This window comes from Streptomyces sp. AC1-42W (genome assembly GCF_003248355.1).
GTDB lineage: Bacteria > Actinomycetota > Actinomycetes > Streptomycetales > Streptomycetaceae > Streptomyces.
In genome coordinates this window covers 3287702-3313384 of the sequence record NZ_QKWY01000001.1, presented here as the reverse complement: position 1 = coordinate 3313384, position 25683 = coordinate 3287702, and the positions used below count along the sequence as shown (strand labels likewise).

Here is a 25683-nt window from a genome sequence, read left to right as displayed (position 1 = left end):
CTCCCGCCTGCTTCACGCCGGCCTGTCTCCGAGCACCTGATGAGCCCTGGGCAGGAGAGGCTGTTCGAGCTGCGGCGAGACTGGAGCTCGGTGGTCGAGCTGGAACGGCAGGATCTGCCGACGCCCACGGACTCGGCCCAACTGCTGCTCGCCGACCTCGACAGCGTAATGAAACGGGAGATGCGGTCCAAGTTCGTTGCCACCAACACCCGGCGCACCCTGACCGTCTTGGTGTCCTGGCTCGGGGCCGACGCCCCGCTGCTGGAGTCCGACATCCGGGCCCTGGTCGACAACCGTCCCCTGCAGTTCAGCGGGCGGCGGGTCACACAGTTCCTGGAAACCCGCGGCTTGCTGATCCCGGATACCGAGTTTCGCCGGGATGCACAGCAGAAGCGCTTGGAGGCCGAGCTCGCCGTGCTGCCCGCGACGATCGCACAGGAACTCTCAGTCTGGATCAAGGCCGTGCGCGGCGAGGGCAAGTGGAAACACACCGGCCGCACCTATCGGAGCATCGCCCGCTACTGGCATGTCCTCAGCCCGATCCTCAACAGGTGGCTCGCGGACGGCATCGAGAGCCTGCGCGAGATCACTCAGGACGACATCAAGCGGGCCATCGCCACCCGTAAGGGGACGCCGGCCCGCTCGATCCACATCGTCCTTCGAAACGTCTTCCGGGCCCTTCGGCAGGAGGGCGTGATCTTCCGCGATCCAACCCGCGGCCTCGTCTTCGCAGGGATCAACAAGCCCCCGCCTTCCGTGCCCTCAGACCGGCTGGCCGGCATCCTCAGCCACGCGCAGAACGACTTCCAACGCTTCGTGATGGTGCTGGTCTGCGTCCACGCGCTCAGCGGCACCGACATGCGCCACCTGCTACTCACCGACCTCGACCTGTCCCATGAGCGCCTCATCGTCCGGCGCCCCGGCAAACGCCACATCATCTACCTGGACGAACTCACCTACCGTTGCGCCTCCGCGTGGCTCCGTGAACGTCACGGCCGCTGGCCGGTGACCACCAACCCGCATCTGCTGATCAACCGCTGGACTGCAGTAGACACCACCCACTCGCCCATCGGCACCACGTTCACCAACATCTTCCGGCCCACCGGGCTCACGATGCCGACACTGCGGCAAGACCGAATCCGCGATGAGGCATTCGAGGTCGACGGCCCGCTCCACCTGATGCGCCTGTTCGGTATCTCCTCGCACACCGCCATGCGGTACATCACCGCGGCCCACCCGGAACGCACAGCGAAACTACCCCGATGATGGCGAGCAACGGCCACCAACCCGTACACCGTGGGCCTAGGATTCAGAAGTCGCGTACACCTGACCGTCCTGCCCCGCAGGCCGGTCAGGTGAGGTCCACCGGCAGCGGACGTGCGTGGCGAGGATCCGCAGCGCACGTCCGCTGCGCCGTCACGGCCTCCCTCGTCGACTCCGGGCCCGCGTCAACGGAGCAGCGCTATCACCTTGGCGAAGGTGTCGAGCGCCGACTCCTGCACGGTGACGTAGTCGAACCCGAACCGTGCCCGACGGGCGATGAGTTGATCGGCGAGCTGTTCCGGACTCCCGATCAGCACGGCGGGTAGTTCACCGACCTGTTCGGGGCTCAGCGTGCCCCGCAGGAACCGGGAGTAGTCCTCCCGAGCGGCCGCGCGGTCATCCGTCACCTGAGTGCGCAGCACGATGATGTTTCGATGCACGGTGTCCCGGTCGGATGCGCGTAGTTCCGCATCGACCAATGCCACCCAGTCGTCCATCTGCCGATCGGTGAGGAACTGCATCCCCCGACCCTGCGGGTCGAATCCGGTGCCGGCGAATGACACGGTGTCGGCGTGCCTGGCGGCCAGTCTCAGTACCCGGTCACCGTTTCCGCTCTGCGTCGGCGAGGACCACGGCCGACGGCGTCTGTACACGGTGGAGCCGGAAGGCGACCGTCCCGAGCCGGTCGAGCTGTCAGGATCCGTGGGGTCCGTCACCGTCACGGCGGCCGAGGCATTGGTCGTACAGTCCCGAGTGGACCTGCCCCCCGAAGTGGTCGCCGTGGACCTGGCCGGACCCCCCGCGCGTACCCTGCTGACCCCGGCGGCCGCCGCCCGGCCGACCGGACGCATGGAACGAATCAGCCATCGCGCTGAGGACGGCACGACGTGGCACAGCTGGCTGTGCCTGCCTGCCGACGAACTGGCCGAGCCGCTGCCGGTACTCGTCTGGTGCCATGGCGGCTCCTTGTTGAGCTGGATCGACTGGTCGTGGCGGTGGAATCCGTGGCCGTTCGTCGCGGAGGGCCATGCTGTGCTGATGCCTGATCCTCCCCTGTCCATGGGGTACGGACAGGAGACGGTCGAACGGGGCTGGGGCCGGTGGAGTTCGGAGGTGGCCTCGGTCGCCGCCGAACAGGTCCGCGCGGCGCTCCGGCGGCCCGACCTGGATGCACGGCGCGTCGCCGCGATGGGCGGCAGCTTCGGCGGTTACCTCGCCCTGGCCTTGGCCACCCGGTTGCCCGAGATCCGACTCGTCGCCAGTCACGCCGGCTGGTCGGACTTCGCCGCCGTGGCCCGGGCCAGCGATCTGCACTGGCACTGGCTTCGGGAGTACGGGCCGGTCGAGGAGTCCGAGGCATACCGCAGGGAGAGCCTGGCACTGGACGGCATCGATCCGGGAGTCACCGTGCTGCTCTCGCACGGCTGCGCGGACCAGCACGTCCCGGTCGGCGAGGCCCGGGCCATGTACCGGGCACTGGACACCAGGAAGGTCGACGCACGGCTCATGCTGCTTCCCGACGAAGGTCACAGCATCGAGCGTGCGGCCAACGTGACCGCCTGGTACGACTGGGTCCGCGCGGCCTGCGCGGAGGTGCTCGCGGCATGACGACCACCACGACCGCGCTCACCCCGCGGATCAGCCTCGGCCGCGAGCACTGGCTCCCGACGACCCCGTCCGACGCGACCACCGCGGGCGGCACTTCGCTGCGGATCCGCACCCTGGAGGCGACCGCGGAACTGGCCGGCGCGGTACTCGACCGATGCGGCATCACCCGGATCGCCGACGTGACCGACCTGGACGTGCTCGGCATCCCGGTGTTCAACAGTTGCCGTCCCTACGCCGCACCCGGCCTCAACACGGTCACCAGTGGCAAGGGCACGACCGCGACGGCCGCACGGGTCTCGGCGATGATGGAGGCGATCGAACGCACCTGGTGCGAGCCCCGGGCCGCCGAACCGCCGCTCCGCGCGAGCTACGCCGAACTCGTCGCGGCCGGCCGGCCGACGCTCGACCCCCGGCGGCTGATCCTCCGGCGGGGCCACCGCTGGACCGAGCGGCAGCCGCTGTCCTGGTGGCCGGCGCGCGAGTTGCGCTCCGACACCGAGGTACTCATCCCCGCGCTGGCGGTGTTCACCCCGTTTCCGGACGAGTACGGGATGTTCTCCTCGAACACCATCGGCCTGGCCTCGGGCAACAGCCCGCGCGAGGCACTGCTGCACGGCCTGCTGGAACTTGTCGAGCACGACTGCACCGCGTTCGGCGAGACGCTGCGGGGCGGCCACCGGATCAGTTCGGGCACGTTGCCGGCCGAGGCGCAGGAACTCGTCGCCCGGTTCGAAGAGGCCGGAATTCAGGTACAGGTCTTCGCCTACGTCAACGAGATCGGCATACCGACCGTCTTCGTCACGACCGACGACACGCACTCGGAGGACGGCCTCCTGATCAACGGCGGCGCCGGCTGTCATCCCGACCCCACCGTAGCGCTCAGCCGAGCACTCACCGAAGCCGCGCAGTCCCGACTGAACGTGATCTCGGGAGCTCGCGAGGACCTCAACGGCCAGGTACACCGCCGACACGCCTCCTACGAAGCGATGCGCAAGATGCTGCACGCCTGGAGCGCCGGCCGCTCCGAGCTGAACTTCGGCGAGCTGCCGCACAACACCACCGGCAGGGTGGAGGGAGACCTCCGACTGGTTCTCGACGGACTCGGGACGGCCGGATTGGACCTCGTGTTCGCCACCGAACTCGCACCGCCCGACCTGCCGTTCTCCGTGACCCAAGTCATCGTGCCCGGCATCGAGAACCACCACAACGACCCGGCCCGGCTCGGCACCAGACTGCACGCCGCGATGGTCAGGACCGGCTTGGCGAGGTCCCCGCGATGACCCGCACCAGCGTGATCCTGTTCACCGGCCCCTCCCTGCGCCCCGCCGACCTGGTCGATCTGCGGGCACTCGCCACGAGGACAGGGCACGACCTGGACGTGCGGCCCCCGGTGCGCCGCCTCGACCTGGTCGAGGTGGTCGACGCCGGCGGCACCGACCGGGTGCTGATCCTGGACGGCGAGTTCGGCCAGAACCTCGCGGTGAGCATCACCGAGATCCGCTCGGTGCTGGTCTCCGGGCAGCCCCTCGCGGGCGCCTCGTCGATGGGCGCGCTCCGGGCCGTCGAGTGCCGGACTCTGGGCATGACGGGCAGCGGCTGGGTGTACGAGCAGTACCTGTCCGGCGCCATCGAGTCCGACGGAGACGTGGCCCTCCTGTACGACCCGGAGGATTACTCCCCCGTGACCGTGCCGTTGGCGAACGTCCGCTGGTTGCTGAGCCGAACGGAGCTGTCCGCCGAAGACGCCCGAAGCGCCCTCCGCGCGGCTCACGGCCTGCACTTCCGGGACCGGCGGCCTTCCCTCCTGCTCCGGCGGTGGAAAGATCGGCTGCCAGCCGCCGTAGTCGAGGTCCTCGAACCGGAACTGGCCGATGATCGCCGGGACACCTGGGACCGCAAGCGGCTCGACGCGCTCGAAGCGGTACGCACCGTACTCGGAGAGGAGAACTGACATGAGCGTCCTTGACGCGCTCGGCGACCCGGCCTGGTTCACCGACGATTGGCCCGCCACGCCCTACCACCGGGTGGGCAGTGCCTCCGAGTTGCGGACCACAATGACCTGGTCGGCGCTGGACACGATCCTCAACGACCAGGGACTGCAGGCTCCGGCGTTCCGGATGGCCCGTAACCACCAGTTGGTACCGGCGGAGCGGGTGCCCCGGCCGGAACGGCACACGTCGCAGGCCGTCCAGGGGCTGGCCGACCCGGTCCGGATCGGCGCTGAGCTGGCCGACGGGGCGACGCTCGTACTCCAGGGGTTGCAGCGGTTCTGGCCACCGTTGGCGGACACCTGCCGGCGCCTGGCGGCCGACATCGGGCATCCGGTGTTCGTCAACGCCTACCTGACACCTCGCGCGGAGCAGGGCTTCGGCGCCCACCACGACCCCTACCACGCCTGGCTGACCCAGGTGTCGGGCAGCAAGTCGTGGCGACTGTGGGCGCCGGACCACGACCCGGCGAAGGATCCGGCCGACTTGGAGGTGGTCCTGGCGGAGGGTGACGTGCTCTGGATACCTCGGGGGTGGTGGCACAGCGGGAGCAGCGGCTCGGAGCCAAGCCTGCACCTGACCTTCACCGTCTGGGCCACGAAGCTGGATGCCGTGCTGCGCGCCCTGCTGGCCGAGGTTCTGCGTGATCCCGGGCTAGCCCCAATGCCGGTGACTTTAGGTTGTTGCTGGTGGGACGGTGGTGATGGTCGCTGGGGCTGGTGGTGGCCAGTTGCGGTGTTCGGCCCGCTTGAGGGGCCAGTTGGACATCTTGCGTTTGATCACGCGGGGGCAGGTCCGGTGGCGGCGGGCGGGCAGGAGTCGTTCGGTGATCTCAGCCAGGGTGCGGGTCAGTGCCCGTGCGAGTCTGCCGGGGGGAAAACGCCGCCTGGGCCGGGACCTGGCGGCGCACGATTCGCAGGGACCGGGTGAACGACACGCGGTCCGGGTCGAGACCGTGGTCGAGGGCGGCCTGGTGCATCAGCTGCCGGATGGCGTGATGGACGAGGAGGAAGCCGTAGATCTCCTGTTCCACGCCCCACGGGTACTTCGAGCGCAGGACGAGCTTCGGGCCTCTCTGGTGGGTTTTGATCTCGTCCAGCGTGGTCTCGATCTCCCAGCGCTGGGCGTAGAGCGCGGCGAGGTCCCGGGCGGGTGCCTGCTCGGGGTCGAGCAGGGTGGTCAGCAGGCGGTAGACGGTGGTGTCGCCGCTGCGTGCGAGGGTGTACTCGATCACGCGGACCGTCACGGGGTTGCGGCGGCTCCTGCGGTCCCGTTCGGCATGAACGGTGCTGAGGTAGGAGCCGTCGGCGAGGACCTGCACGACGGGCAGGGCCGCGCTCTTGCGCATCCGCCACAGCAGGTCGGCGCCACTGGCCCGGGCGGCCTGCCACAGCTCGAATCCGTAAAAGCCCCGGTCGGCCAGCAGCAGCATCTCTTCTCCGAGCTGGGTGAACAGCTGCCGCGACAGCGCCTGCTCGCTCGCCGACAACGGCCCCACGGCTGTGCCGAACACCGCGTGGGTGCCGCACTCGGCCAGCGCCACCACCCTGGCCTGCGGGAACGCACCCACCCCGCGACCCGAACCCGGACGGCCGAAGAAGTCGTCGTTCGCCGCGGTGTCCGCCAGGTCCAAGGTGGTGCCGTCCACGGCCATCAGACGCCACCGCCGATACCAGGCGCCGGCCGTCTCCGGCACGGCCACCGGACGGCACACCCGCGCGAACAGCTCCTTCAGCGGCTCGACACCCAAACGCCGGCGCGCCCGCCCGATCGCGGCGGTCGTCGGCACACGCCACGACCGCCGCCCGCCCTCCAGCCCCTCGCCCAGCAGTCGCGCAACCTCTTCATAGGGCTGGCCGAAGAACAGACACATCGCCAACACGAAGTACACAACCACCCGGGCGGGCAGCAGCCGACTGCGCTGCTCGGCCCGCCCGGTCCCGGCGATCACCTCGTCGACCAACTGCGGCGGAAACGCACGCGTCAACACCCCGATCGCGATCCGATCCGACAAACGCTCACCCGCAGGCAACTTGACCTGCCCCACCCTCGCCACACCACAACCAACGACCCATGGACGCCAAAGTCACCGGCATTGGGGCTAGCCCGGGAACTACCCCCGGGCGCGTTCCGGGACGGTACGCGCACCGAGGCCACGGTGGCCGATGCGACGGGAGAAATCGCCGACATGATCGCCAAGCTGCCCCCGGAGACGGTCACGACCCGGGTGGTCGCTGCGCGGCTGGATCAGTTCGACCCGCTACCCGCCCGTCCGGTGTCGTCGGTGATCGGCGAGGACCGGGCTGTGCGGTTCCACGCCCATCCGGAGGGGGTCCTACACTCGGACGGAGTCCGGTTGCGAACGGCCGACCGGCTGATCACCCTGGGGCCCGGCCAGGAAGCCCTATGGCGTGCCGTGTCGGGCCGGACCGGCAGCTTCACCCTGACCGAGCTGGACACAGACCAGGCACTGCTCGACCTCCTGGTCGACGCCAGGCTGGTTTGTGCCGCACCCTGCCCGGGACGCTGACCCATGGACAAATTCGACGTCAAAGGGCTCGCCGAGACCGCCGAGCGCCTCGTGGCCGCGAAGGTCGAGCGGCAGGGTGGCATCTCCACCTATCACGACCACCACATCCGAGGTGCGGTGACCGAGGCCCGGCGCACCGGCCGGTCCAACGAACTGACCGTGTACCTCACGCTGCTGACAGGGGACCGGTACCGGGATCCGCTGCCGCGCCTCGATCGATCCGACCGGGACGTGCTCGCGGCCCTCGCATTCCCGGTCCAACACTTCGTCGCCACCCAGGGCGTCACCGATCACCTCATGTGGGCCGGTCGGCCTCTGTACACGACAGCGTTCGACCTGGCCGCTTATCCGATGCTGATCGCCGAGCTGGTCCCGGGCACGATCATCGAACTCGGCTCCGGCAGCGGCGGGAGCGCGCTCTGGCTGGCCGACGTCGCAGCGTCGCACGGCCAGCGACCGGAAATCATCTCGATCGATCGCACACCGGTGGACCTGGCGGACGACCGGGTGCAATTCCGGACCGGGGACGTCGGACGTCTCGACGAGGTCCTCGCCGACTCCGATGACCTACCCAGGCCCTGGCTGGTGATCGAGGACGCCCACGCACACGTCCGGGCCGTGCTCGACTTCTTCGATGCCCGGCTGACCTCCGGCGACTACCTCTTGATCGAGGACAGCCTGGCCAAGAGGGCCACCCTCCGCGAGTTCCTCCGCAGCAGTCCGCACCGATACCAGCTCGACACCCGATATCTGGACCTGTTCGGCGAGAACTCGAGCTGCGCGATCGACTCGATCCTGCGGCGGGTGTAGGGCGCGCCAACATGTGCGCCCTCCCCTGGCCCGACCATCTCATCCCATGCACCGCGACAAGGACCGACCCATGCACACCAGTACCGCGATCCGCTTGATCGAGCCCGCCGACGCCGCCCCGATCGCCGCCCACCGGATGCGGGACGTCGAGGCCTTCCGACGGTGGGAACCGGCACAACCCGCCGACTTCTTCACCCCGGAGGGCCAGGCAGAGCGGATCGACGGCCTGCTCGCCGGACACCGGGCCGGCACCGTCTGGCCGGGTGTGGTGCTTGCCGGCGACCGAGTGATCGGCCAGGTCACCGTCGGAGGCATCCTGCCGCATCCGCACCTGCGCCGCGGCTCCGTCGGATACTGGATCGCCAGTGTCGCCCAGAACCAAGGGCACGCCGGACGCGCCGTCGGCCACGTGCTGCGCGTCATGACGGACGAACTCGGCCTGCACCGCGCCGAGGCCTCCACCAACCTGGAGAACCTGCCATCGCAACGGGTGCTGCGCCGCAACGGATTCAGCCCGTACGGCGTCTCCCACTCCTCGATCCTCCTCGACGGGAGCTGGCGGGACGGCCTGCTGTGGGAACGGATCCTCGGCGACTGAGGGCGGGCGGCACGCAAACGGTGTGCAGGCAAGGCCCCACCTCTTCGCCGTGGCACTGCGCCAAGCCGGTGCCCTGCCGCAAGCGGACGCAGCAGCGGCCGCCCGCGCCCTTGAATCCGCATCACCGGACACTGTCGTACACAACCCCTTCACGCACCACGAGAGTCCACTCTGCCTCGCCGTACTCGACCTCACCGCGCACTGACACCGCGAGCGGTGCCCAATGCCGACCTCGGCAAACAGGGCGACGATAAGGGGCCGATCAGCGGGCCGAGCGCGACAACTGCATCGGCCGCATCGCCAGCGCCCTTAACTTCGTTGAGTACCACCACGGCCTGGAAGCAGCTCGGACGCACCGACATCAAGATCGCTCCGCCTGGGCAGGTCGCCGAAGGCATGCACTCCGTCGTTGTCCAGGCCGTCGAACCCAGGGCTACCGAGCCCGGTGAGCACGCCGCCACCGCAGTATCCGAGCCCAACCCCGCAAGCGTGGTACAGCTGCCAAAGTAATCCGCAAGGACACGGAACCCGTACCTCCACCCGCTCAAACCGTGAGCCCGAGTGCGGGTTCCGCCCGTCCCAAGCTCAGGAATCCAGGAACCCGCGCGCTATCTTCTGCCAGGCGGCGAAGTATCCGTAGACGGTTTCCCACGGGGCGAAGTCGTGTGGCAGGTACCTCCACGGGATCCCGGTCCGGTCGACGTAGAGGATGGCGTCCATGATCCGGCGCAGGTCGTGTTCGGGTGGCCGCCCGATGTCCAGGCCCTTCCCTCTGCGTTCTGCTCGCCAGGCGCTCAGGGGTGGTTCGAGCAGTTCCCAACGGGCATCGGACACGTCACTGGGGTACGGTCGCTGTCGGCGAGGCATGTTTCCGTAGTACCGATGGCAGCCGTCCCAACACAGGGCGCAAACAGGCGTGACCGGGGGCGTGTTGGGATCAGACAGGAGCGAAGGGACCGAACGGATCCTCGAAGGCTGTCACTCGCCCCATCTGCCACAACAAGCGTCTACCGCCTCAGTCGGCCCGAAGTGGCCTGCCACCTGAACTGCAACGAAGCACCCCTGTCGGGACAGAACGCTCTTTGAGCTTGTTGTTTAACCAGCTCCTCGGGTTTGGTAGCGACGTTGTGGTCGATCGGTCGCTGGTACACCTCGCCAGCGTCACAGGGCAGCGCCCGCGCTACGGCCAAAAATCGGTTTGCCATCACCGGGCACCGGTCCGAGAATCCCGGGGTGAACACCTCGCAGGGCGCCACGCGCCGACTCCGCACCGCTGTCACCACCGCGAACCCCTGTGAGGACCGCCACAATGACCTACACCATCCGCGAGTTCACCGCTGCCGATGAGCGCTCCTGGCTCCGCTGCCGCGTGCTCTCCTTCCTGAGCACCCCCTACTTCGACGACGTCCTGCCTGCCAAGCCGGTCGCCGCCGCGCCGCGCCCCGGGCTCGACCTGGTCGCCGTCAGCCCGGACGGCACCGTTGTGGGCATCATGGACACCACCATTGAGGGCGATCTGGCCACCATCGACACCGTCGCCGTCCACCCGGATCACCAGCGCCACGGACTCGGCAGCCGTCTGCTGAATCACACCCGTGCCCGCGTCCGGGCCCTGGGTCTGTCCACCCTCGACGCCTGGACCCGCGACGACCCGGACACCCTGGCCTGGTACCGCGCCGTCGGCTTCACCGAGAGTGATCACTACCTGCACGTCTATGCCGACTACCGCGACGACCGTGACGAGCCCGACCGGGCCATCGGCTCCCGCCGCCCCGGCATGCGCCCCATGAGCTCGTTCTCGCATGCCACCCTGGATCAGCAGGACGTACTCCAAGCCGAGTTCACCCGCGTCCATGTCTGCCGGCGCTTCTCCATGACCACGCGAGCTGCTGGTTGAACGCCCGCCTCAGAAGAGCCAGTTGAGTGTCGGACGACTGCTCACGCTGGTGTGACAGCGGTGCGGCCTTGGTGTGATCATGTGCGACGTCGAGACGCTGTTGATCATTCCAAGGCCGCGAGGGTGAGTCTGCTGCACGACGCTGTCCGCGCCGAGTCTCTTACCGTGCTGTCCCGGTTCCGGACCGACTTCTACGACTGCCTGACCGCCCGCGCGGACGCGTTGTTCGAGCTGGCCGACGCCGTGCTGTGCACGGACGGGCCGGTGCGGTCGCTGGTGGACCTCGCTCTGGCGCCCGAGCACCGCCGGGGTCACGGTTCCCTCTACGCCGGTCTGAACCGTGGCGGGCTCGATGTCGGCCGGCTGCGGCGGGTTCTGGCCGGGGTGCCGCTGCCGCGGGCGGCCGGCGGGCAGCTGGTCCTGGCGGTCGACGTCTCGCCGTGGCTGCGGCCCGATGCCGGCACGGTACCGGACCGCTCGTTCTGCCACACCTACGGCCGCGGCAACGCCAAGCACCAGATGATGCCCGGCTGGCCGTACTCGGTCGTCGTCGCGCTGGAGACAGGCCGCACCTCCTGGTCCGCCCTCCTGGACGCGGTCCGGCTCGCCCCCGGCGCGGACCTTGCCGCGGTCACCGCCCGCCAGGTCCGCGAGGTGGTCGAACGGCTCATCGCCGCAGGCCAGTGGACCGAGGGCGATCCCGAGATCCTGATCGTGCTGGACGCCGGATACGACGCCCCGCGCATCGCACACCTGCTGTCCGGCCAGCCGGTGGAGGTCCTGGGCCGGACCCGGTCGGACCGGGTGATGCGCCGCCCGGCACCCTCGCGGGAGGAGTTCTTCCAGGCCCACCCAAAGGGCGGCCGGATGCCCAAGCACGGCGGGGAGTTCGTCTTCGGCGACCCCGCCACCTGGGGCGAGGAACAGGCCGTCACGTTCACCGACACCCGCCTCTACGGCAAGGCCACGGCGCGGGCCTGGGACCGGCTGCACCCCAGGCTGACCCAGCGGGCCGCCTGGCTGGACCACGAGGGCCCGCTGCCGGTCATCGAGGGAACGGTCATCCGCCTGGCCGTCGAACACCTGCCGTCCGGCGGGGTGAACAAGCCCGTCTGGCTGTGGTGGTCGCGCACCGGCGCCACCGAAGCCGACGTTGACCGCTGCTGGCAGGCGTTCCTCCGACGCTTCGACATCGAGCACACCTTCCGCATGCTCAAGCAGACCCTCGGCTGGACCCAGCCCCGACTGCGCGACTCCGCCGCCGCCGACCGCTGGACCTGGCTGATCATCGCGGCCCACACCCAACTCCGCCTCGCCCGGTCCCTCGCCACCGACCTCCGGCGACCGTGGGAGAAGCCGGCGCCCCCGCACAAACTCACCCCCGCCCGCGTCCGGCGCGGGTTCCGGAACCTCCGCACGACGACCGGTTCGCCAGCCGGTGCACCGAAACCCACCCGCCCTGGCCCCGGACGCCCACCCGGATCGAAGAACCGCCGACCTGCACCCCGCCACGACGTGGGACGAGTCCTCGCCGGCAGCGAGCCATACCAGCGACCGGCCCACCACAAGGTCGGCACCAAACCCCGACGAACGAGTTAAACGACAAGTTGAGTGCCTGTTTTCGAAGTCCTGACTGCCCGAGGCGGGCATTTCGCGTGAAGTGGGTGTCTGTGCGTGTCCTCGTGGGTGACTGATCGTTTTGGCTAAGGGCTGTCCCCGTGAGGTGGCCTCATCTTCTTCGAATTCTCTGGAGGAACCATGTCTATGCGATGGGCTACGAAGGCTTCGCGGCCTGTGAACCGGTTCGTGCTCTGCGCGGTGGCGGCGGGGGTGGCCACGCTCAGTGGAATCGGCCCGGCTTCCGCGGCGTCGGAGGATGTCCGGGTGACGTACGAGAGCTCCATCAGTACCAATAGCGGCAACGCGTACGAGGTGGAGATCACGGCTACGGTCACCCGGATCGGCGATCACTACGAACTGAAGGGCAAGGTGAAGTCGACGTGCATCCACTCGACGGGGCCGGACCAGAAGTGGGGGCTGGCCTTCGGGTCCAGCGCGGAAAGCTGGCGGTATGAGGAAGGCGCCTGCGGCGATCGACGGACGACGTACGAGGACATCAACGTGAGCGGTCCTCTGCTCCCGGACGGGCGTGTCTACCTGCAGGCCGGTGCCTTTGGTGGAAATGGTTTCGGCAGTTGGGGCTGGGGAACCAAGCGGAGCGTCTGGGTGTGACCGCGGCCGTCCCAGCTGACGGTATCGGGCTCTCCCGCGATTGAGTTCGCGGCAGGCTGGGCCGGTGGTTCGGCGGTAGGTGGTTCAGCGGCTCGTGGGGCGGGTGGGTACCTGTGTAGGCGAACGCGCCCGCCAGTTGTGCGCAACCGCAGCCCGGGCCACTGTGGCACGGCGAACCCGCGCGCCGCGAGCAGCGCCTGCGCCTTCACCACCGCGCGGCCGATGGTCTATGTCCTGTCGCAGTTCATCTGGCGGGTAGAGGGCTGCTGACGTGCCGGCGTGCCATATTCGTCTGAGAACGTTGCCTCGTGGCGTTCTCAGACGACATGGCTTTTACGGAAGACTGGACGGTAAGAATGTCAGCGCAGCCGTCCTGCTCGTCGGCCAGGGTGCCCTTGGTCGTCCGGAGACAGTGCCGTGGTTGGTGGTGGTGCTTCCTCAGGCAGCAGGCTCCAGCCGAAGTGCACCGTGAGGAACGTGGCGATCTCATCCGCATCGCCCCGAGCATCACCCAGTGCCGCACATCCGCTTGCCGCAGCTTTACAAGAACAAGGCCGCTCCGCGCGGGACCGTGACCTGTGATCACCTTCCTCGTTACGGAAGCGTTCAACCTGCGCAGAATGAGGAGTTGTCGAAGTGCTTGTGCGTATGAAGGCTGCCCTGGCCATGGCAGTGGGTGTCACCGCGTTGGCGGCGGTCCCGGCCAGCGCGGTGACGTTCCCGGACGACGGAACCGCCTTCCGTATCCAGCTCAGGGACGACCCGTCGCTCTGCCTGGCGATCGAGTCACGCAGTACCGGACAGAAGACCGGCAAGCTTCTGGTCACGCGGCCCTGTGACGAGCAGGCCACGGCACAGCGGTTCACCTACCAAGCGGACCGGGGCTACATCCACAACGCCTCCGTGCCCGACGATCAGTGCCTCACTGGTTTCCCGGCAGGATTGCGCACCGGATTCGGGATGGGACCTTGCTCGTTTCGGCCGAACCATCCGCTGCTTCCCCGGAAGTTCGTGGCGACGCCCGACCCGCATCTGTTCGTCACCTCGACTCCCAAGTCTGGGGAGAAGCCCCTCTCAGGGTGCGTGGCCACAGGGCGGGAAGGAACCCCTGCGGTACTCCAGGGCTGCACGGACGGCGAATGGCTCGACTTCGAGCTCGTACCCGCGAAGCAGTAGGAACTCCGGGCGCCGTCCCGTGAGCTGGTGGAGTTGCTCCTCGGCTCAGTGCGCTCGGTCCGGGCGCTGGCAGAGGCTCTCGACTTGACGTTTCGGCACCCCACTCCGTTGAGTTCTTCTCTTACCGGCGCCCCGTGTCGGGCGGTGGGTGGTCGCACTTCGCCGAGTTGAATACGGGTCACCCCCTGGTCCGGGTCGTGTCTCTCGTCGTGGTGTCGCTGATCACCAATGCCCTTCGGATTCACGCATGTTCGTCCAGGCATGTCTCAGCCCGTCGGCCGGGGGCCGGTGGCGAGGGGCAGCCCTCAGCCTGTACGCCGCCCTCTGGCAGCTCACCGACGGCGCGCTCCAAGGTGGCGACCCAGATCGCGGCGCGCCGCTCCAGGCATTCGTAGGTGTACGTGCCGCGTCGGTGTGTCATCGTCAGGCGTGGCAGCCCGGCGTACGGGGTGGTGGGGCCGGCGAGATCCAGAGCGGCGCCGGCGAGGCGGCCTTCCAGGAGCGCTGACCGCAGTGCGCCAGGATCTACCAACTCGTCGGCGGAGACGTTGATGAGGATGGCGCCGGATTTCATCGCGTGAAACCGATCGCGGTTCATGAGGTGGCGGGTGGAGGGGGTGAGCGGTGCCGAGAGGAAGACGACGTCGGCGTCGGCGAGCATCCGTCCGAGCGAGACCGGCGTCGCCCCGTCGAGGTGTCGGGCGCTGGGGTTGACGTAGAGCACGCGCATGCCGAAGCCCATGGCGATGCGGGCGATACGGGTTCCGATGTCACCGAGGCCGACGATTCCCGCGGTGCGTCCGGCGAGATCGAATCCTGCGGAGGGTGGTGCCTGGGCGGTCCGGCCGTGGGCGGCGGCGTCGGCTTCGCAGATGTGCCGGGCGGTTGCCAGCAGTAGCGCGAAGGCGTGTTCGGCGACAGAGGGGCCGGTGTAGCCGGGGGTGTTGTGTACGGCGATGCCTCGCCGGTGGCAGTGGTCCAGGTCGATGTAGTCGGTCGCTGTGCTGGTGGCGATGACAAGGCGCAGGGCCGGCATCCGGGAGAGCGCGGTGGCGCCGAGTTCCTGGTGCGTGGTGACCAGGACGGTGACGTCTTCGAGGGGCGGGTTCTCGTCGGGGCAGCGGTCGAGTGCGCCGGGCCACCAGGTGGGGTTCACCAGTTCTCCGACCCGGGACCGCCAGGGCTCGGGAACCCGTTCCGGTGCGACGAGCAGGAGGCAGCGCGGGGTGGTCCGGTGGCCTGTCACGGGCGTGTGCCGTCGGGGTGTTGCGGTGCGGCGACGTTGATCGCGTGGAGTCGCTGCCACAGGATGGAGCGCGCCAGTGGTTTCATCCGTCCCAGCCAGTCCTGCTGGGTGATCTGGCTCGGCCAGCGCCGGTACAGGAAGGTCGGCTCCGGGCTGTAGGCGCCCGGGTGGGTGGCGTTCACCGTCACGAGCGGCACGATGGTCTCCGAATACGGCACGGCCATCCAGCCTCCGACCGAGCGCAGGACGTCGGTTCTGATGGTCAGTCCGGCTCCGTGGATTTCGACTTCCCCTGATTTCAGGAGCAGTTCGGCCAGCAGGTTCTCGCGGACCAGGCCGGCGGGGACGGAGGTGGAGACCGGGGTGCGGTCGATCTGGCGTCGGGGCATCAGGAGCCGCCAGCATTCGCCTGCCGCCCATGCCGCCTGGGGGTGCTGGTCCAGGAGCTCCAGGGGCACGGCCAGTCCCCGGGGCATCAGGATGTCGTCGGAGTCCAGGACTCTGACGAGGGTTCCGCGCGCTCGTTCGAGGGCGAGGTTGCGGCTCGTGGCGATTCCGAGCAGTGCGCCGTGTGCGGCGTAGACGATGCGGGGGTCGTCGGGCAGCCGTTCACGCAGCGCCGGGGTCTCGCCGTCCTCCTGGATGAGCCATTCCCATTCCCATGGTCCCAGGTCCTCCTGAAGGGCCAGGCTCTCGTACGCCTCCAGGAGGTAGTCGGCATGGTCGATGGTAGGCGCAAGCGCGGCTGTGACGATGCTCAGCAACGGCATGGTCGTGACGGTCCTTCCCGGACAGTGCGGCGCGGGCGGTGGATCAGCGGCCGGGCTGCGGTTGCTCGGCCATGATTTCCCGCAGCGGAACGTCGGCGTCCTGGGGCCGGTGGAATCCCTCCAGACCTGTGCCCGCGCCGAGGAGTTGACGCAACGCTGGAGAGAGCCGGGCCAGCCGGGCGTCATCCAGGGCGATCTCGTCACGGGGTCGGATCCACCGGTAGGCGTAGGCGTAGAAGAGTGCCTTGCGGGTGAGTCCGGAGTGGTTGGGTCCCCTGGCGTGACGGATGCGGGGGTCCATGATCACAGCGGACCCGGCAGGGACGAGGACGGGGACGGCCTCGGGCGACTCTTGGGCCGGGTCCTCGGGCAGGTTCACCGAGTCGCGCAGGTGGCTGCCCGGGATCACCCGGAGACTGCCGCGGTCGGGTGAGGTGACGTCGGTGAGGAAGTAGGCGACCTTCAGCGACAGCAGGGGGGTGGGCGGCGGCAGTCCTTGGGTGGCGCTCGCCATGTCCTGATGCCAGTAGTAGGCGAAGGGGGCGTGGCCCGGTGCGGGCGGGTTCACGTCAAGGTGAGAGTGGTACATGAAGATGTTCCATCCCAGGGCCGCGCACACCACGGCGAGGGTGGACTTCAGTGCCACCGGTTCCAGGAGGTCCGGGTCGAGGTCGGGCAGTCCGAACAGTTGGACGTCGCCGTCGCCCGGTGCGGGCTCCGGATTCCCGGACACCCGGTCCAGTGCGGCCGTCAGCCGGGCCACCTGGCCGGCGTCCATCGCATCCGGTATGACGACGTAGCCGTCCTCGGCGAGCCGCTGCACCTGTTTCGCTGTTTCGGTGATCATTCGCCTGCTCTCGTTCCGCAGATAGGAGCTGTGTGGTCCGTCTTGCGATGCGTACCATGCTCGGAATCCCGGGGAAAGTGAAGATCGAGAGGGACCGTAGCAACGCTCCTTGCGGAGCGTCAAGAAGGCCGCGAGATGCAAATCCGGCCAGTCTGGCGGCATTTCCCTGGACTTGGTATTCATGGCGCACTCAGTATCGGAGGTGGATACGTTGACGACCAGTACTTGGGCCTACCGAATGGTGGCCCCTCGATCATTCAGGAAGACCACCGAATCCCGGCCCTCGCGAATCGATCCGGGCGAGATCGAGGTGGAGCTCCTGGCCGCCGGAATATGCGGCAGCGACCTGCCGAAATTCGCTGCGGGCGGGCCGCCGGGGGGCGGGGCACCGTCCGGGTTCCCGATGCACGAGTGCGTGGGCCGGGTCGCACGCGCGGGACGGGACAGCTCTGCGACAGGCCGGCTGGCCCTGGCCCTTCCGCCCGGGGACCGCGGGCTGCGCGGACACTTCACGGCACCGGCTGGAGAATACCTGCTGCTGGACGAGCAGTGGTCGGACAGTTCCCGGTGGCCGGCGGCAACCCTGGTGCAGCCGCTGGCCACTGTGCTGTTCGGGGCCGACCGGTTGCGCGATGTGCGAGGGCGTGAGGTCGTCGTGCTCGGATGCGGGCCCGTCGGACTGCTTCACAGCCTGGTCGCGCGAGCGCGCGGGGCGCGCCGGGTCGTGGGTGTGGATCCCAGGCCGGTCACCGATTCGCCAGAGGATTTCGGGCTTGACGCGATCGTGCGCCACGCCGGTGAACTGCCGTCCTCGTGCGCTGACCTCTGTATTGAAGCGGTGGGGCACCAGGACCGCACGATGGCGGCGGCGGTTCGGCTGACCAGGACCGACGGCGAGATCATGGCGTTCGGTGTGCCCGACCCGTCGGCCGTGTACCGCGTGCCGTTCGAGGTGTTCTTCCGTAAGCGGCTGACGTTGCGGGCGGCTGCGGGGACGCCGTGGACACCGTACCTGGAGCGCGCGGAGGCGTTCGCGCTGCGCCACACCGCGGCCATGACCGCGCTGGTCTCTCATGTGCTGCCCATGTCGCAGGTCCAGCGCGCGTTCGAGTTGGCCTCCGGGCCGGCGCCGCACCGCCGCAAGGTGGTATTGGTCAGCGGGTGACACAGGGCATGCGCCTGTTTGCGGAGCGTGGGTATCTCGCCAATTCGCGCCGGCCGGCCCCAACGGCCGCGCCGCTGCCCGGTTCCCCGGCGACCAGCAAGGACGCGGCTGCCCGGGTCTGTTCCGGCGGATTCCCACTTCCGGATCTTGTCTTGTTGTCGGCGCAGTGCGCAGAGGGCGTTCTTCACGTGGCGCATGAGGCTGCGTATGTTGTCTCCTTGTCCGGAATCCGGAGGGCCGCGTTCTCCGGGGAATTTCTCCTGTTTCCCCCGGGCCGGGATTCGGTCCTCTATTCCGCATGCCTACGTTCATGAATTCGGCAAGGTCGTGACGCACGGTGCGCGGCGATTGCAGGAAGGGATACATGAGTCGGAAAACGCCGGGTGCGGAAATGCTTCGTGCCCTTGGTATGGCTGACGGCGATGACCGCGGGCCGGCGGAATCGACAGCGACGTTCGAGGACGGTGCGGATTTCCGTATCGAGGTCCCGGTCGTCAACAGCTTGGAAACGCTGTCGGCACTGGTGCGCAGGGCTCGCCTGCACCGGATTCGGGTCAACCGGGTCACCGAAACCCTCGGGTTGTTCCGGCACACCCGCCGGGAGATATCGGACTATCTCGCCCTGGCCCGGGACGAGGGGCTGACTCCGGTGTTCTCCGTCGGCCCGCGGGCGACCTACGACACCAGCGCGAGCCGGCTCTCGCCGCAGGGCAGTTACATCGGATACCGGCTGCGCGGCATGGATCAGATCCGCAACGCGCTGGACGATGTCCTGCGCGGCATCGACCTGGGCTGCCGGCAGTTCGTGGTCTACGACGAGGGTCTGCTCCGTGTTCTGTCGCTCGCCCGCTCGCGTGGGCAGATTCCCGCGGATGTCCGATTCAAGGCGTCGGCGCACATGGGGTGTGCCAATCCGGTCAGCGCCTCGCTTCTCGCGGAACTCGGTGCGGACAGCATCAACCCGGTACGCGACCTGCCGTTGGCCGCGATGGCGGCGATCCGGCAGCTGGTCGATGTCCCGCTCGACCTGCACACCGACAATCCGCCCGCCTCCGGCGGGTTCATCCGCACCTTCGAAGCCGCGGACATCGTCCGTGTCGCCCGTCCGGTCCATCTCAAGACCGGCAACTCGGCGCTCGCCCGGCACGGCCAGACGACCGACGCGGTCGACGGGGAGCGGATGGCCGACCAGGCCGCGATCGTCTCGGAGATGCTGGAACGCTTCGCGCCGGAGCTGCGCCAGAGCCCCCAGGCATCCACCGGGCGGACACCCGAGGCCGGGCTCCCGGATCTTGTCGCCGGTACGGCCCCGGCGGCCATGGCGTTGACGGCCGCGAGTCCCGAGCGCACCGGGCGGGGAGCGCGGTGAACGGCCCTGCGGGCGCCCACCGGGCCGATGTCCTGTTTCCCACCCTGCTCGGCAATCCCACCGCGCTGAGCGCACAGGGCGCGTGGATCGACTGTGACGACGGGCGCCGTTACCTCGACGCGGTCGCGGGACCGGGAGTCCATGCCCTGGGCCACGGACATCCGCGGATCACGGAGGCGATCAGCCGGCAGAGCCGGCGCCTGACCCACTCCAGTTTCCTGCTCAACGAGCCCGTGGTGGAACTCGCCCGTCGGCTGGTGGAACTCGCCGGGCCGCCCTTCAGCCGGGTCTTCTTCGCCAACAGCGGCGGCGAGGCCGTGGAAACCGCGGTGAAGGCCGCCAAGAAGTACTCCGCGCGCCGGGGCCGTTACGGGAACTCGCTGGTGGCGCTGGAGAACGGCTATCACGGCCGTTCCGGCATCTCCCTGGCCCTGACCGGGATGAGTCTGTACAAACGGGGCCTGCCAGGGTTCAGCCTCTACCCGGGAGTCGTCCACGTCGCGGTACCCGGCGCGGGTGAGGACAGTACGGACCTCGGTCGCACTCTTGACGCGCGCCTCCAGGACGGCCTGGTCGCGGTCGTCGCGGAGCCGGTGCTGGGGGTGGGCGGGGCCATCACGCCGTCGGCGGATTTCCTGCGGGCGCTGCGTACGTTGTGCGACGAACGCGGGGCGTTGCTCGTCTTCGACGAAGTCTTCACGGGCTTCGGCCGTACCGGCAGCATGTTCGCCTTTCAGCACAGCGGCGTCGTGCCGGACATCCTCGTGGTGGGCAAGGCGCTCGGCGGCGGTCTGCCCGTCGGCGCGGTCATCGCCGGCGAGGAGATCGGCACCTGCTGGGAGCCGGTCGAGCACTCCACGACGTTCGGCGGCAATGTCGCCCTGACCGCCGCTGTCGGTCTCGCCGTCCTCGATGAGATCACCGAGGCGAAACTGCCCGAGGCAGCGGCCTCGGCCGGCCGGCGCCTGCTCGACGACCTCACCACAGCCGCCCGCGGCAACCCTGCCGTACGTGACGTCCGGGGAAGGGGACTGCTGTTGGGCGTCGAGTGCGCGGACCGTCGGCGTGCCGGTGCCTTGATGGCAGCTCTGCGTACGGCGGGCGTACTCACGTCGGGAGGCGGGCAGGACCGCACCACCGTCCGCCTCACCCCGCCCTTGAACATCACGGCCTCCGAAACCGGGCTGCTGAGCGAGGCGGCTTGCTCGGCGCTGGCGGAGGTGGCCGGATGAGCGCCCACTCCGGCACGGCCGGTCAGGTGAGGGCCGCCAGGTCCGCGGCCCGCGATGCCGCGCGCCTGGGGCCCGAGGCCAAAGGGCGCTTCCTGCACCGCCTGGCCGACACCGTCACCGCACAACTGCCCGCGATCCGGGAGGCCAACGACGAGGACGTACGCACCGCCGGCCGGTCGGCCTCCCGGGTCCCGCTGCGCACAGCCCGTCTGGAACGCATTGTCGAGGGCCTGCGGTGGCTCGCCGAGAGCCCCGACCCGATCGGGCAGGTGAGCGCGGCCAGGCCGCAGCCCAACGGATTGCTCGTCGGCTGTATGCGCGTGCCGCTGGGTGTCGTCGCCGCTGTCTACGAAGCCCGCCCGGAGATCACCCTGGAGATGTCCGCTATGGCGGTCAAGAGCGGCAACGCGGCCGTTCTGCGCGGTGGACGTGAATCCCTGCGCACCAACAGAGCCCTGGCCGATCTCGTACGCGGCTGCCTGGCCGCCGAGAGCATCAGCCCTGACACCGTCCAGTATCTGGCGGACAGCGGGCGGGGTGCGGTCTGGGAGCTGCTGACCGGCCCCGAGCGGCTCGACCTGGTGGTGGTGCGAGGCGGTGACGCCCTGGTGGAGGAAGCACGCCGCCGCTCCCCCTACCCCATCCTCGCCTCCGGCGCCGGCAACTGCCACATCTACCTGGACGCCCATGCCGACCCCGCCATGGCGACCGACATCGTGCTCAACGCCAAGCTCTCCGCACCCGCCATGTGCAACGCGGTGGAGACCGTTCTGGTCCACCAGGAGCTGGCCGGTGCATACCTGCCCGCGCTTCTGCACGACCTGCACGCGGCCGGCGTCGAGGTCCGCGGCTGTCCCGTCACGTGCGCCGCCGGCCAGCCGGTGACCGCGGCGGTCGAGCAGGACTGGGCCGAGGAGTACCTGGACCTGCGTCTGGCGGTACGTGTCGTCCCCGGCCTGTCGGCGGCCGTGGACCACATCACCACCTACGGGTCCGGGCACTCCGAGGCGATCGTGACCAGCCATCACGACCACGCCCTGCGCTTCCAGCGGGAGGTCGACGCGGCGGCGGTGTACGTGAACGCCTCGACGCGGTTCACCTATGGCTACGAGTTCGGCCTGGGGCCCATGCTCGGAATCTCCACGCAGAAACTGCATGCCCGCGGCCCGGTCGGGGTACACGGCCTGACCTCGCAGAAGTACGTCGTCACCGGTTCGGGCCAGGTGAGGCAGAGCCCATGAGTCAGGACCTGCCGACACCGCTGCCCGACGCGATCGCGCTGATCCGCGAGGGTCGCCCGCTGGTGCACCTGATCACCAACATCGTCTCCATGGCGGCCTGCGCCCAGGCGGTGAACTCGCTCGACGCCAGCACTCTGTTCGCCCACGACCCGCACGAGGCTCTGGAAGCCGCGCTGGCCGCGCAGGCGGTCGTGCTCAACGTCGGGACCTCCGTCCCCGGCATGGCCCGAACCGTTCTGCGGGTGGCGAACGGCTGCCGTGACGCGGGCATCCCCGTCGTGCTCGACCCGGTCGGGGTCCGGGCCACGGCGCACCGCCGCAACCTGGTCCGGGACCTCATCGGCACCGGGGGCATCACCGCAGTGTCCGGCAACGCCGCCGAGGCCGCGTTCCTGGCAGGCATCGAGGCCACCTCCCGCGGCGCCGACTCCCGGTCCACAGCCGTTCCCCCCGCCGAGATCGCCACCGCCGCAGCCGCCGCCACCGGCACGGTCGTCGCGCTCTCGGGCACCATCGACTACGTCGCGACCAGCGCCTCCCTCACGGCTGTCGACAACGGCCACGCGGTGATGGGCCGCGTCGTCGGTACCGGAAGCTCCCGCTCCGCCGTTCTCGGCGCCTTCCTCGCCGTCGCCCCCGGACAACCGCTGCGCGCCGTCCTCACCGGTGTCTGCGCCTACGGCGTGGCCGGCGAACAGGCCGCCGCCCGCACGGACGGCCCCGGCTACTTCCTGCCCGAGCTGTACAACGCCCTGGCCGCCCTGACCGACCAGGACGTCACGGCACACGCCCGGATCGGGACCACTCCCACCCGCGTCTGAGGAGACATCCGTGACCTGGACCGACTGGATGCCCGAGCTCCACCGCATCACCGACCCCGCCCTGCGCAAACTCGCCGTCGAAGTACTCACCGAAGCCGCCGGGCGCGGCGGATGGCAGCATCCGGACCGCCTTGCCTACGTCGAGGAGACCGCCGCGGGCGGCCCACCGGTGGTCCGCGACGGCGTGACCCTGATACAACACCTGCGGCTGGTGGCGGCAGCCGCGGCCGGCATGGCAGAGCACTGCAACGAGATCGTCGACGCCCGGGTGAACGTCGACCACGTGCTCACCGGTGCCCTGCTCCACGACGTCGGCCTGTTCGCCATGCTCCACCCCACCGACCAGGGACCGGCACTGCGCGGCCCGCTTCTGCTGCGCCATCCCTTCGTCGGCGCCCGCCTGGCCGCCGACATGGGTATGGACGAGAGCGTCGTGCACATCATCGCGACGCACTCCGTCGAAGGGGAATCCACCGTGCGCACGCCCGAGTCGGCGCTGGTGCACTGGGCGGACTGGGGCACCTACGACGTGATGCGCGCGGCCCACTTCCCCTGGGCTCCCCAGGAACGCGCGTTCTACTACTACCCGGCCGGCGAGAGGACCCCCCGCCCATGAGGGCCCTGATCGTCCACGACCACGGGGGCCCGCCCCTTCGTCATCTGCTGCCTTGCTGGCTGGCCCGTGCCCGTACCGCCGTGTACCTGCCGCGTCCGGAACGGATCAGCGCCGCCGACCGCGCGTACCTCGACGAGCTGGGCGTGCCGGTAGTTGGTGATGAGACGCCGCCGGCGCACCGACGGGGTCCGGAGGACCATCCACCCATCGCCCGGGCGGCGCGGGCGTACGGCGCCGACGCGCTGAGCACCGCGAGTGAGCCCTACGCGCTGGCCGTGGCGCGTGCGGCGCAGGAACTCGGGCTGCGCGGAGCCTCTTCCATGGGAGCCGCACAGGCCCGGGACAAGCTGCTGATGCGCGATGCCTTGCGGCGTGCGGGATTCGTCTCCCCCCGCCACCGTGCTGTCACCGGGCCGGACGACATCGTGGCAGCACTCTCCGATTTCGGCGGGCCGCTGCTCCTCAAACCACGCCGCGGCATGTCCGCGGTCGGCATCCAGCCGGTCACGCGGCCCCAGGACGCGGCCCGTGCCTACCGCGAGGCCCTCGACTCCTTCGGCGGCTTCGACGCGATCGCCGCCGGCCGTGAGGACTTCCTCGTCGAGGAACTGCTGGTGGGCGACGCGTCGGCATGGTACGAGTGCGCCGGGCTGAGCGACCAGGTGTGCGTCGAGGGAATCGTCGTCGAAGGGCGCTACACTCCCACCGCCATCACCGACGTCACTCCCAAGGTGCCACCGTTCACCCAGAGCGGCCACCTGTCCCCGACATCGCTGCCCCCCGCAGCGCAGCAACGGGTACTGGACGCGGCACGACGTACCGTGGCCGCGCTGGAGCTGTCCACCTGTGCCACGCATGTGGAGCTCAAGCTCATGCCCGACGGCACCTGCGCGGTGATCGAGGTCGCGGCACGTTTCCCGGGGCGCACCATCGTGGCGCAGTGCGACCACGCCTACGCCACCGACCTCGGGGGTGCGCTCGCCGACGCGCTGCTGCACGGTCAGGACACCGTGCAACCTCTCTCAACGGAACGGGTCCCGTCCCGCGCGGCGGCCACCGTCCACCTGTATCCCAGCGAGTACCTGCGACGGCTGCCGGACCGCCGGCGTGGCGGCCCCTCGCCCGCGTACGCGGGGCTGGAACCGCTCGCCGGCCTTCTCGGCCCCGGCATCCGCGTGGCCGGCTTCCGGGAACGCCCGCACGGCTGGCCCGTCTCGGCACACGGGCACGAACAGTCGCACTGGCTCGTACAACTCCATCTGGAAAGCGACTCCCTCCCCCGCCTGCGGAACGCGGTCGCCCGGGTACGCGCCGGCTTCCGCCCGCGACAGACAGCCGACGCCGAACAGCCCGCCACGGCCGATACGACACCGGTCCACCTGGAAGGAAAGAACCGAGCATGCCGGCCATAAGGGAGCTCAACGGCTTCGTAGCCGAGGTCACCGGCCTGAGCAGCCGTCCGCACACAGGAGAAGACGCCTGGGCGGTACGCCGGGCGGTGCGGGACTACGGAGTGGTCGTGCTGCGCGATCTGTCTCCGACACCTGGCGAGCAGATCGCGCTGACCCGGCTGATCGGCGAGCCCGAACCGGTGTGGGACATCCTCAACCGTCATCCCGACCATCCACAGGTCCAGCTCATCAGCAGCGACGGGCGCACCCGTGCGGTGGGAGCCGACCTGTGGCACTCCGACCGCTCCTTCCAGGCCACTCCCACCCGCCACACCATGCTGCACGGCCACCATCTTCCGAGTGACACCGGCGACACCCTGTTCGCGGACATGGCCGCCGCGTACGCCGCGCTGCCGCCCTCCTGGAAGGGACCGCTCGACGGCGCCTTCGGCTTACACCGTTACGACCGGCTGGCATCCCTGCGTGCGCAGGCCCACGGCACGGACCTGGAGCAGCGGTACGAGGAGCGGTTCCCGCCCGTGCTGCACCCCGTCGTCCGCGCCCACCCCGAAACCGGCCGCGCCGCCCTGTATGTCAACGAACTGTGCCTGGACCGGATCGAGGACGCGGAGGGCAGACCTGTCGGCATATCCGTCGAGGCGTTGCACGCGCACGCGGCGGCCGAATGCCGGGTCTACCGCCACCGGTGGCTTCCCGGTGATGTGGTGATCTGGGACAACGCCCTGGTCCTGCACCGGGCGACCGCCCTCGCACCGGGACAGCGACGGGTTCTGCACCGCAGCACCACGACAGGCGGCCGTCCGCTCCCCGCCAAGGCGCCCGTTCGTCAGACCTGACCGTCCACCGAAAGGGAAAACACCTC

Annotated in this window: 25 protein-coding genes and 1 pseudogene; 20 read left to right on the top strand and 6 right to left on the bottom strand. The window is 69.4% G+C overall.

Annotation, left to right across the window (positions count from 1 at the left end; all coding sequences use genetic code 11):
* Positions 1-90: 90 nt before the first annotated feature.
* A complete protein-coding gene (locus DNK56_RS35980; RefSeq protein WP_111334334.1) occupies positions 91-1266 on the top strand; it encodes a hypothetical protein in 1176 nt (391 codons plus the stop codon).
* A 182-nt stretch (positions 1267-1448) separates the two neighbouring features.
* On the opposite strand, the gene DNK56_RS15315 is transcribed toward DNK56_RS35980, so the two are convergent.
* Complete coding sequence (locus tag DNK56_RS15315; RefSeq protein ID WP_158558507.1) at positions 1449-1784, bottom strand: hypothetical protein; 336 nt, start codon at positions 1782-1784, stop codon at positions 1449-1451.
* A 181-nt stretch (positions 1785-1965) separates the two neighbouring features.
* Between DNK56_RS15315 and DNK56_RS15310 the strand changes: the two genes are divergently transcribed.
* Genes DNK56_RS15310 through DNK56_RS15295 form a run of 4 tightly spaced genes read left to right on the top strand, consistent with a single transcriptional unit; the run spans position 1966 to position 5789 of the window.
* Positions 1966-2871 carry an alpha/beta hydrolase family protein gene (locus DNK56_RS15310; RefSeq protein ID WP_158564897.1) on the top strand — a complete coding sequence of 302 codons (906 nt, stop codon included), beginning with the start codon at positions 1966-1968 and terminating at the stop codon, positions 2869-2871.
* A complete protein-coding gene (locus DNK56_RS15305) occupies positions 2868-4151 on the top strand; it encodes a YcaO-like family protein (protein ID WP_111334328.1) in 1284 nt (427 codons plus the stop codon). The genes DNK56_RS15310 and DNK56_RS15305 overlap by 4 nt, the downstream gene beginning before the upstream one ends.
* The gene (locus DNK56_RS15300; RefSeq protein WP_111334326.1) at positions 4148-4822 is read left to right on the top strand and encodes a TfuA-like protein; all 675 of its coding nucleotides are present in this window, start codon (positions 4148-4150) and stop codon (positions 4820-4822) included. The genes DNK56_RS15305 and DNK56_RS15300 overlap by 4 nt, the downstream gene beginning before the upstream one ends.
* A 1-nt stretch (position 4823) precedes the next feature.
* Positions 4824-5789, top strand: coding sequence for a JmjC domain-containing protein (locus DNK56_RS15295; protein ID WP_158558509.1), 966 nt, complete (start codon positions 4824-4826; stop codon positions 5787-5789).
* Here DNK56_RS15295 and DNK56_RS15290 read toward each other — a convergent pair.
* Positions 5692-6915, bottom strand: a complete 1224-nt coding sequence (locus DNK56_RS15290) for an IS4 family transposase (protein ID WP_111334322.1) — start codon at positions 6913-6915, stop codon at positions 5692-5694. The genes DNK56_RS15295 and DNK56_RS15290 overlap by 98 nt on opposite strands.
* A gap of 102 nt (positions 6916-7017) precedes the next feature.
* Between DNK56_RS15290 and DNK56_RS15285 the strand changes: the two genes are divergently transcribed.
* From DNK56_RS15285 to DNK56_RS15275, 3 genes are all read left to right on the top strand, one after another.
* Positions 7018-7389, top strand: a complete 372-nt coding sequence (locus DNK56_RS15285) for a hypothetical protein (RefSeq protein ID WP_111334320.1) — start codon at positions 7018-7020, stop codon at positions 7387-7389.
* Positions 7390-7392: 3 nt separating this feature from the next.
* Positions 7393-8199: a CmcI family methyltransferase gene (locus tag DNK56_RS15280; RefSeq protein WP_111334318.1), complete on the top strand. Its 807-nt coding sequence runs from the start codon at positions 7393-7395 to the stop codon at positions 8197-8199.
* Positions 8200-8269: 70 nt separating this feature from the next.
* Positions 8270-8797, top strand: a complete 528-nt coding sequence (locus DNK56_RS15275) for a GNAT family N-acetyltransferase (protein ID WP_111334316.1) — start codon at positions 8270-8272, stop codon at positions 8795-8797.
* Between the two features lie 618 nt (positions 8798-9415).
* Here DNK56_RS15275 and DNK56_RS15270 read toward each other — a convergent pair.
* A pseudogene (locus tag DNK56_RS15270) lies at positions 9416-9664 on the bottom strand (transposase); the annotation flags it as partial.
* Between the two features lie 442 nt (positions 9665-10106).
* Between DNK56_RS15270 and DNK56_RS15265 the strand changes: the two are divergent.
* From DNK56_RS15265 to DNK56_RS15250, 4 genes are all read left to right on the top strand, one after another.
* Positions 10107-10694, top strand: coding sequence for a GNAT family N-acetyltransferase (locus DNK56_RS15265; RefSeq protein ID WP_111334314.1), 588 nt, complete (start codon positions 10107-10109; stop codon positions 10692-10694).
* A gap of 123 nt (positions 10695-10817) precedes the next feature.
* The gene (locus tag DNK56_RS15260) at positions 10818-12293 is read left to right on the top strand and encodes an NF041680 family putative transposase (RefSeq protein WP_241989882.1); all 1476 of its coding nucleotides are present in this window, start codon (positions 10818-10820) and stop codon (positions 12291-12293) included.
* A gap of 195 nt (positions 12294-12488) precedes the next feature.
* Positions 12489-12926: a hypothetical protein gene (locus tag DNK56_RS15255; protein ID WP_111415621.1), complete on the top strand. Its 438-nt coding sequence runs from the start codon at positions 12489-12491 to the stop codon at positions 12924-12926.
* Positions 12927-13574: 648 nt separating this feature from the next.
* A complete protein-coding gene (locus tag DNK56_RS15250) occupies positions 13575-14102 on the top strand; it encodes an RICIN domain-containing protein (protein WP_146610468.1) in 528 nt (175 codons plus the stop codon).
* A gap of 241 nt (positions 14103-14343) precedes the next feature.
* On the opposite strand, the gene DNK56_RS35000 is transcribed toward DNK56_RS15250, so the two are convergent.
* The 3 genes from DNK56_RS35000 to DNK56_RS15235 all read right to left on the bottom strand — a co-directional run bounded on the left by DNK56_RS35000 (position 14344) and on the right by DNK56_RS15235 (position 16965).
* Positions 14344-15258 (bottom strand): 2-hydroxyacid dehydrogenase, encoded by a 915-nt coding sequence (locus DNK56_RS35000; protein WP_158558510.1) that lies wholly within the window; start codon positions 15256-15258, stop codon positions 14344-14346.
* 86 nt (positions 15259-15344) lie between these two features.
* The gene (locus tag DNK56_RS15240) at positions 15345-16118 is read right to left on the bottom strand and encodes a glycosyltransferase family 2 protein (protein WP_158558511.1); all 774 of its coding nucleotides are present in this window, start codon (positions 16116-16118) and stop codon (positions 15345-15347) included.
* 43 nt (positions 16119-16161) lie between these two features.
* The gene (locus DNK56_RS15235; RefSeq protein ID WP_158558512.1) at positions 16162-16965 is read right to left on the bottom strand and encodes a phytanoyl-CoA dioxygenase family protein; all 804 of its coding nucleotides are present in this window, start codon (positions 16963-16965) and stop codon (positions 16162-16164) included.
* 211 nt (positions 16966-17176) lie between these two features.
* On the opposite strand from DNK56_RS15235, the gene DNK56_RS15230 reads away from it, so the two are divergent.
* The 8 genes from DNK56_RS15230 (at position 17177) to DNK56_RS15195 (ending at position 25657) form a co-directional block, all read left to right on the top strand.
* A complete protein-coding gene (locus tag DNK56_RS15230) occupies positions 17177-18130 on the top strand; it encodes a zinc-binding dehydrogenase (RefSeq protein ID WP_146610470.1) in 954 nt (317 codons plus the stop codon).
* A 337-nt stretch (positions 18131-18467) separates the two neighbouring features.
* A complete protein-coding gene (locus DNK56_RS15225; RefSeq protein ID WP_199563750.1) occupies positions 18468-19499 on the top strand; it encodes a peptidase in 1032 nt (343 codons plus the stop codon).
* The gene (locus DNK56_RS15220; RefSeq protein WP_158558513.1) at positions 19496-20731 is read left to right on the top strand and encodes an aspartate aminotransferase family protein; all 1236 of its coding nucleotides are present in this window, start codon (positions 19496-19498) and stop codon (positions 20729-20731) included. The genes DNK56_RS15225 and DNK56_RS15220 overlap by 4 nt, the downstream gene beginning before the upstream one ends.
* Positions 20728-21972 (top strand): glutamate-5-semialdehyde dehydrogenase, encoded by a 1245-nt coding sequence (locus DNK56_RS15215; RefSeq protein ID WP_111334302.1) that lies wholly within the window; start codon positions 20728-20730, stop codon positions 21970-21972. The genes DNK56_RS15220 and DNK56_RS15215 overlap by 4 nt, the downstream gene beginning before the upstream one ends.
* The gene (gene thiM / locus DNK56_RS15210) at positions 21969-22793 is read left to right on the top strand and encodes a hydroxyethylthiazole kinase (protein WP_111334300.1); all 825 of its coding nucleotides are present in this window, start codon (positions 21969-21971) and stop codon (positions 22791-22793) included. The genes DNK56_RS15215 and thiM overlap by 4 nt, the downstream gene beginning before the upstream one ends.
* Before the next feature lie 10 nt (positions 22794-22803).
* Complete coding sequence (locus DNK56_RS15205) at positions 22804-23409, top strand: HD domain-containing protein (protein WP_111334298.1); 606 nt, start codon at positions 22804-22806, stop codon at positions 23407-23409.
* Positions 23406-24821: an ATP-grasp domain-containing protein gene (locus tag DNK56_RS15200; RefSeq protein ID WP_111334296.1), complete on the top strand. Its 1416-nt coding sequence runs from the start codon at positions 23406-23408 to the stop codon at positions 24819-24821. Before DNK56_RS15205 ends, DNK56_RS15200 begins: the two co-directional genes overlap by 4 nt.
* Positions 24809-25657 carry a TauD/TfdA dioxygenase family protein gene (locus DNK56_RS15195; RefSeq protein ID WP_111334294.1) on the top strand — a complete coding sequence of 283 codons (849 nt, stop codon included), beginning with the start codon at positions 24809-24811 and terminating at the stop codon, positions 25655-25657. The genes DNK56_RS15200 and DNK56_RS15195 overlap by 13 nt, the downstream gene beginning before the upstream one ends.
* The last annotated feature ends 26 nt before the right edge of the window (positions 25658-25683 follow it).

What these genes read in the sequence shown, in the direction of transcription:
- DNK56_RS15315 (WP_158558507.1), bottom strand. Translation starts at nt 1,784, where the DNA reads ATGCAGTTCCTCACCGATCGGCAGATGGACGACTGGGTGGCATTGGTC.
- DNK56_RS15305 (WP_111334328.1), top strand. Translation starts at nt 2,868, where the DNA reads ATGACGACCACCACGACCGCGCTCACCCCGCGGATCAGCCTCGGCCGC.
- DNK56_RS15300 (WP_111334326.1), top strand. Translation starts at nt 4,148, where the DNA reads ATGACCCGCACCAGCGTGATCCTGTTCACCGGCCCCTCCCTGCGCCCC.
- DNK56_RS15295 (WP_158558509.1), top strand. Translation starts at nt 4,824, where the DNA reads ATGAGCGTCCTTGACGCGCTCGGCGACCCGGCCTGGTTCACCGACGAT.
- DNK56_RS15280 (WP_111334318.1), top strand. Translation starts at nt 7,393, where the DNA reads ATGGACAAATTCGACGTCAAAGGGCTCGCCGAGACCGCCGAGCGCCTC.
- DNK56_RS15275 (WP_111334316.1), top strand. Translation starts at nt 8,270, where the DNA reads ATGCACACCAGTACCGCGATCCGCTTGATCGAGCCCGCCGACGCCGCC.
- DNK56_RS15265 (WP_111334314.1), top strand. Translation starts at nt 10,107, where the DNA reads ATGACCTACACCATCCGCGAGTTCACCGCTGCCGATGAGCGCTCCTGG.
- DNK56_RS15250 (WP_146610468.1), top strand. Translation starts at nt 13,575, where the DNA reads ATGAAGGCTGCCCTGGCCATGGCAGTGGGTGTCACCGCGTTGGCGGCG.
- DNK56_RS15240 (WP_158558511.1), bottom strand. Translation starts at nt 16,118, where the DNA reads ATGCCGTTGCTGAGCATCGTCACAGCCGCGCTTGCGCCTACCATCGAC.
- DNK56_RS15235 (WP_158558512.1), bottom strand. Translation starts at nt 16,965, where the DNA reads ATGATCACCGAAACAGCGAAACAGGTGCAGCGGCTCGCCGAGGACGGC.
- DNK56_RS15215 (WP_111334302.1), top strand. Translation starts at nt 20,728, where the DNA reads ATGAGCGCCCACTCCGGCACGGCCGGTCAGGTGAGGGCCGCCAGGTCC.
- thiM (WP_111334300.1), top strand. Translation starts at nt 21,969, where the DNA reads ATGAGTCAGGACCTGCCGACACCGCTGCCCGACGCGATCGCGCTGATC.
- DNK56_RS15200 (WP_111334296.1), top strand. Translation starts at nt 23,406, where the DNA reads ATGAGGGCCCTGATCGTCCACGACCACGGGGGCCCGCCCCTTCGTCAT.
- DNK56_RS15195 (WP_111334294.1), top strand. Translation starts at nt 24,809, where the DNA reads ATGCCGGCCATAAGGGAGCTCAACGGCTTCGTAGCCGAGGTCACCGGC.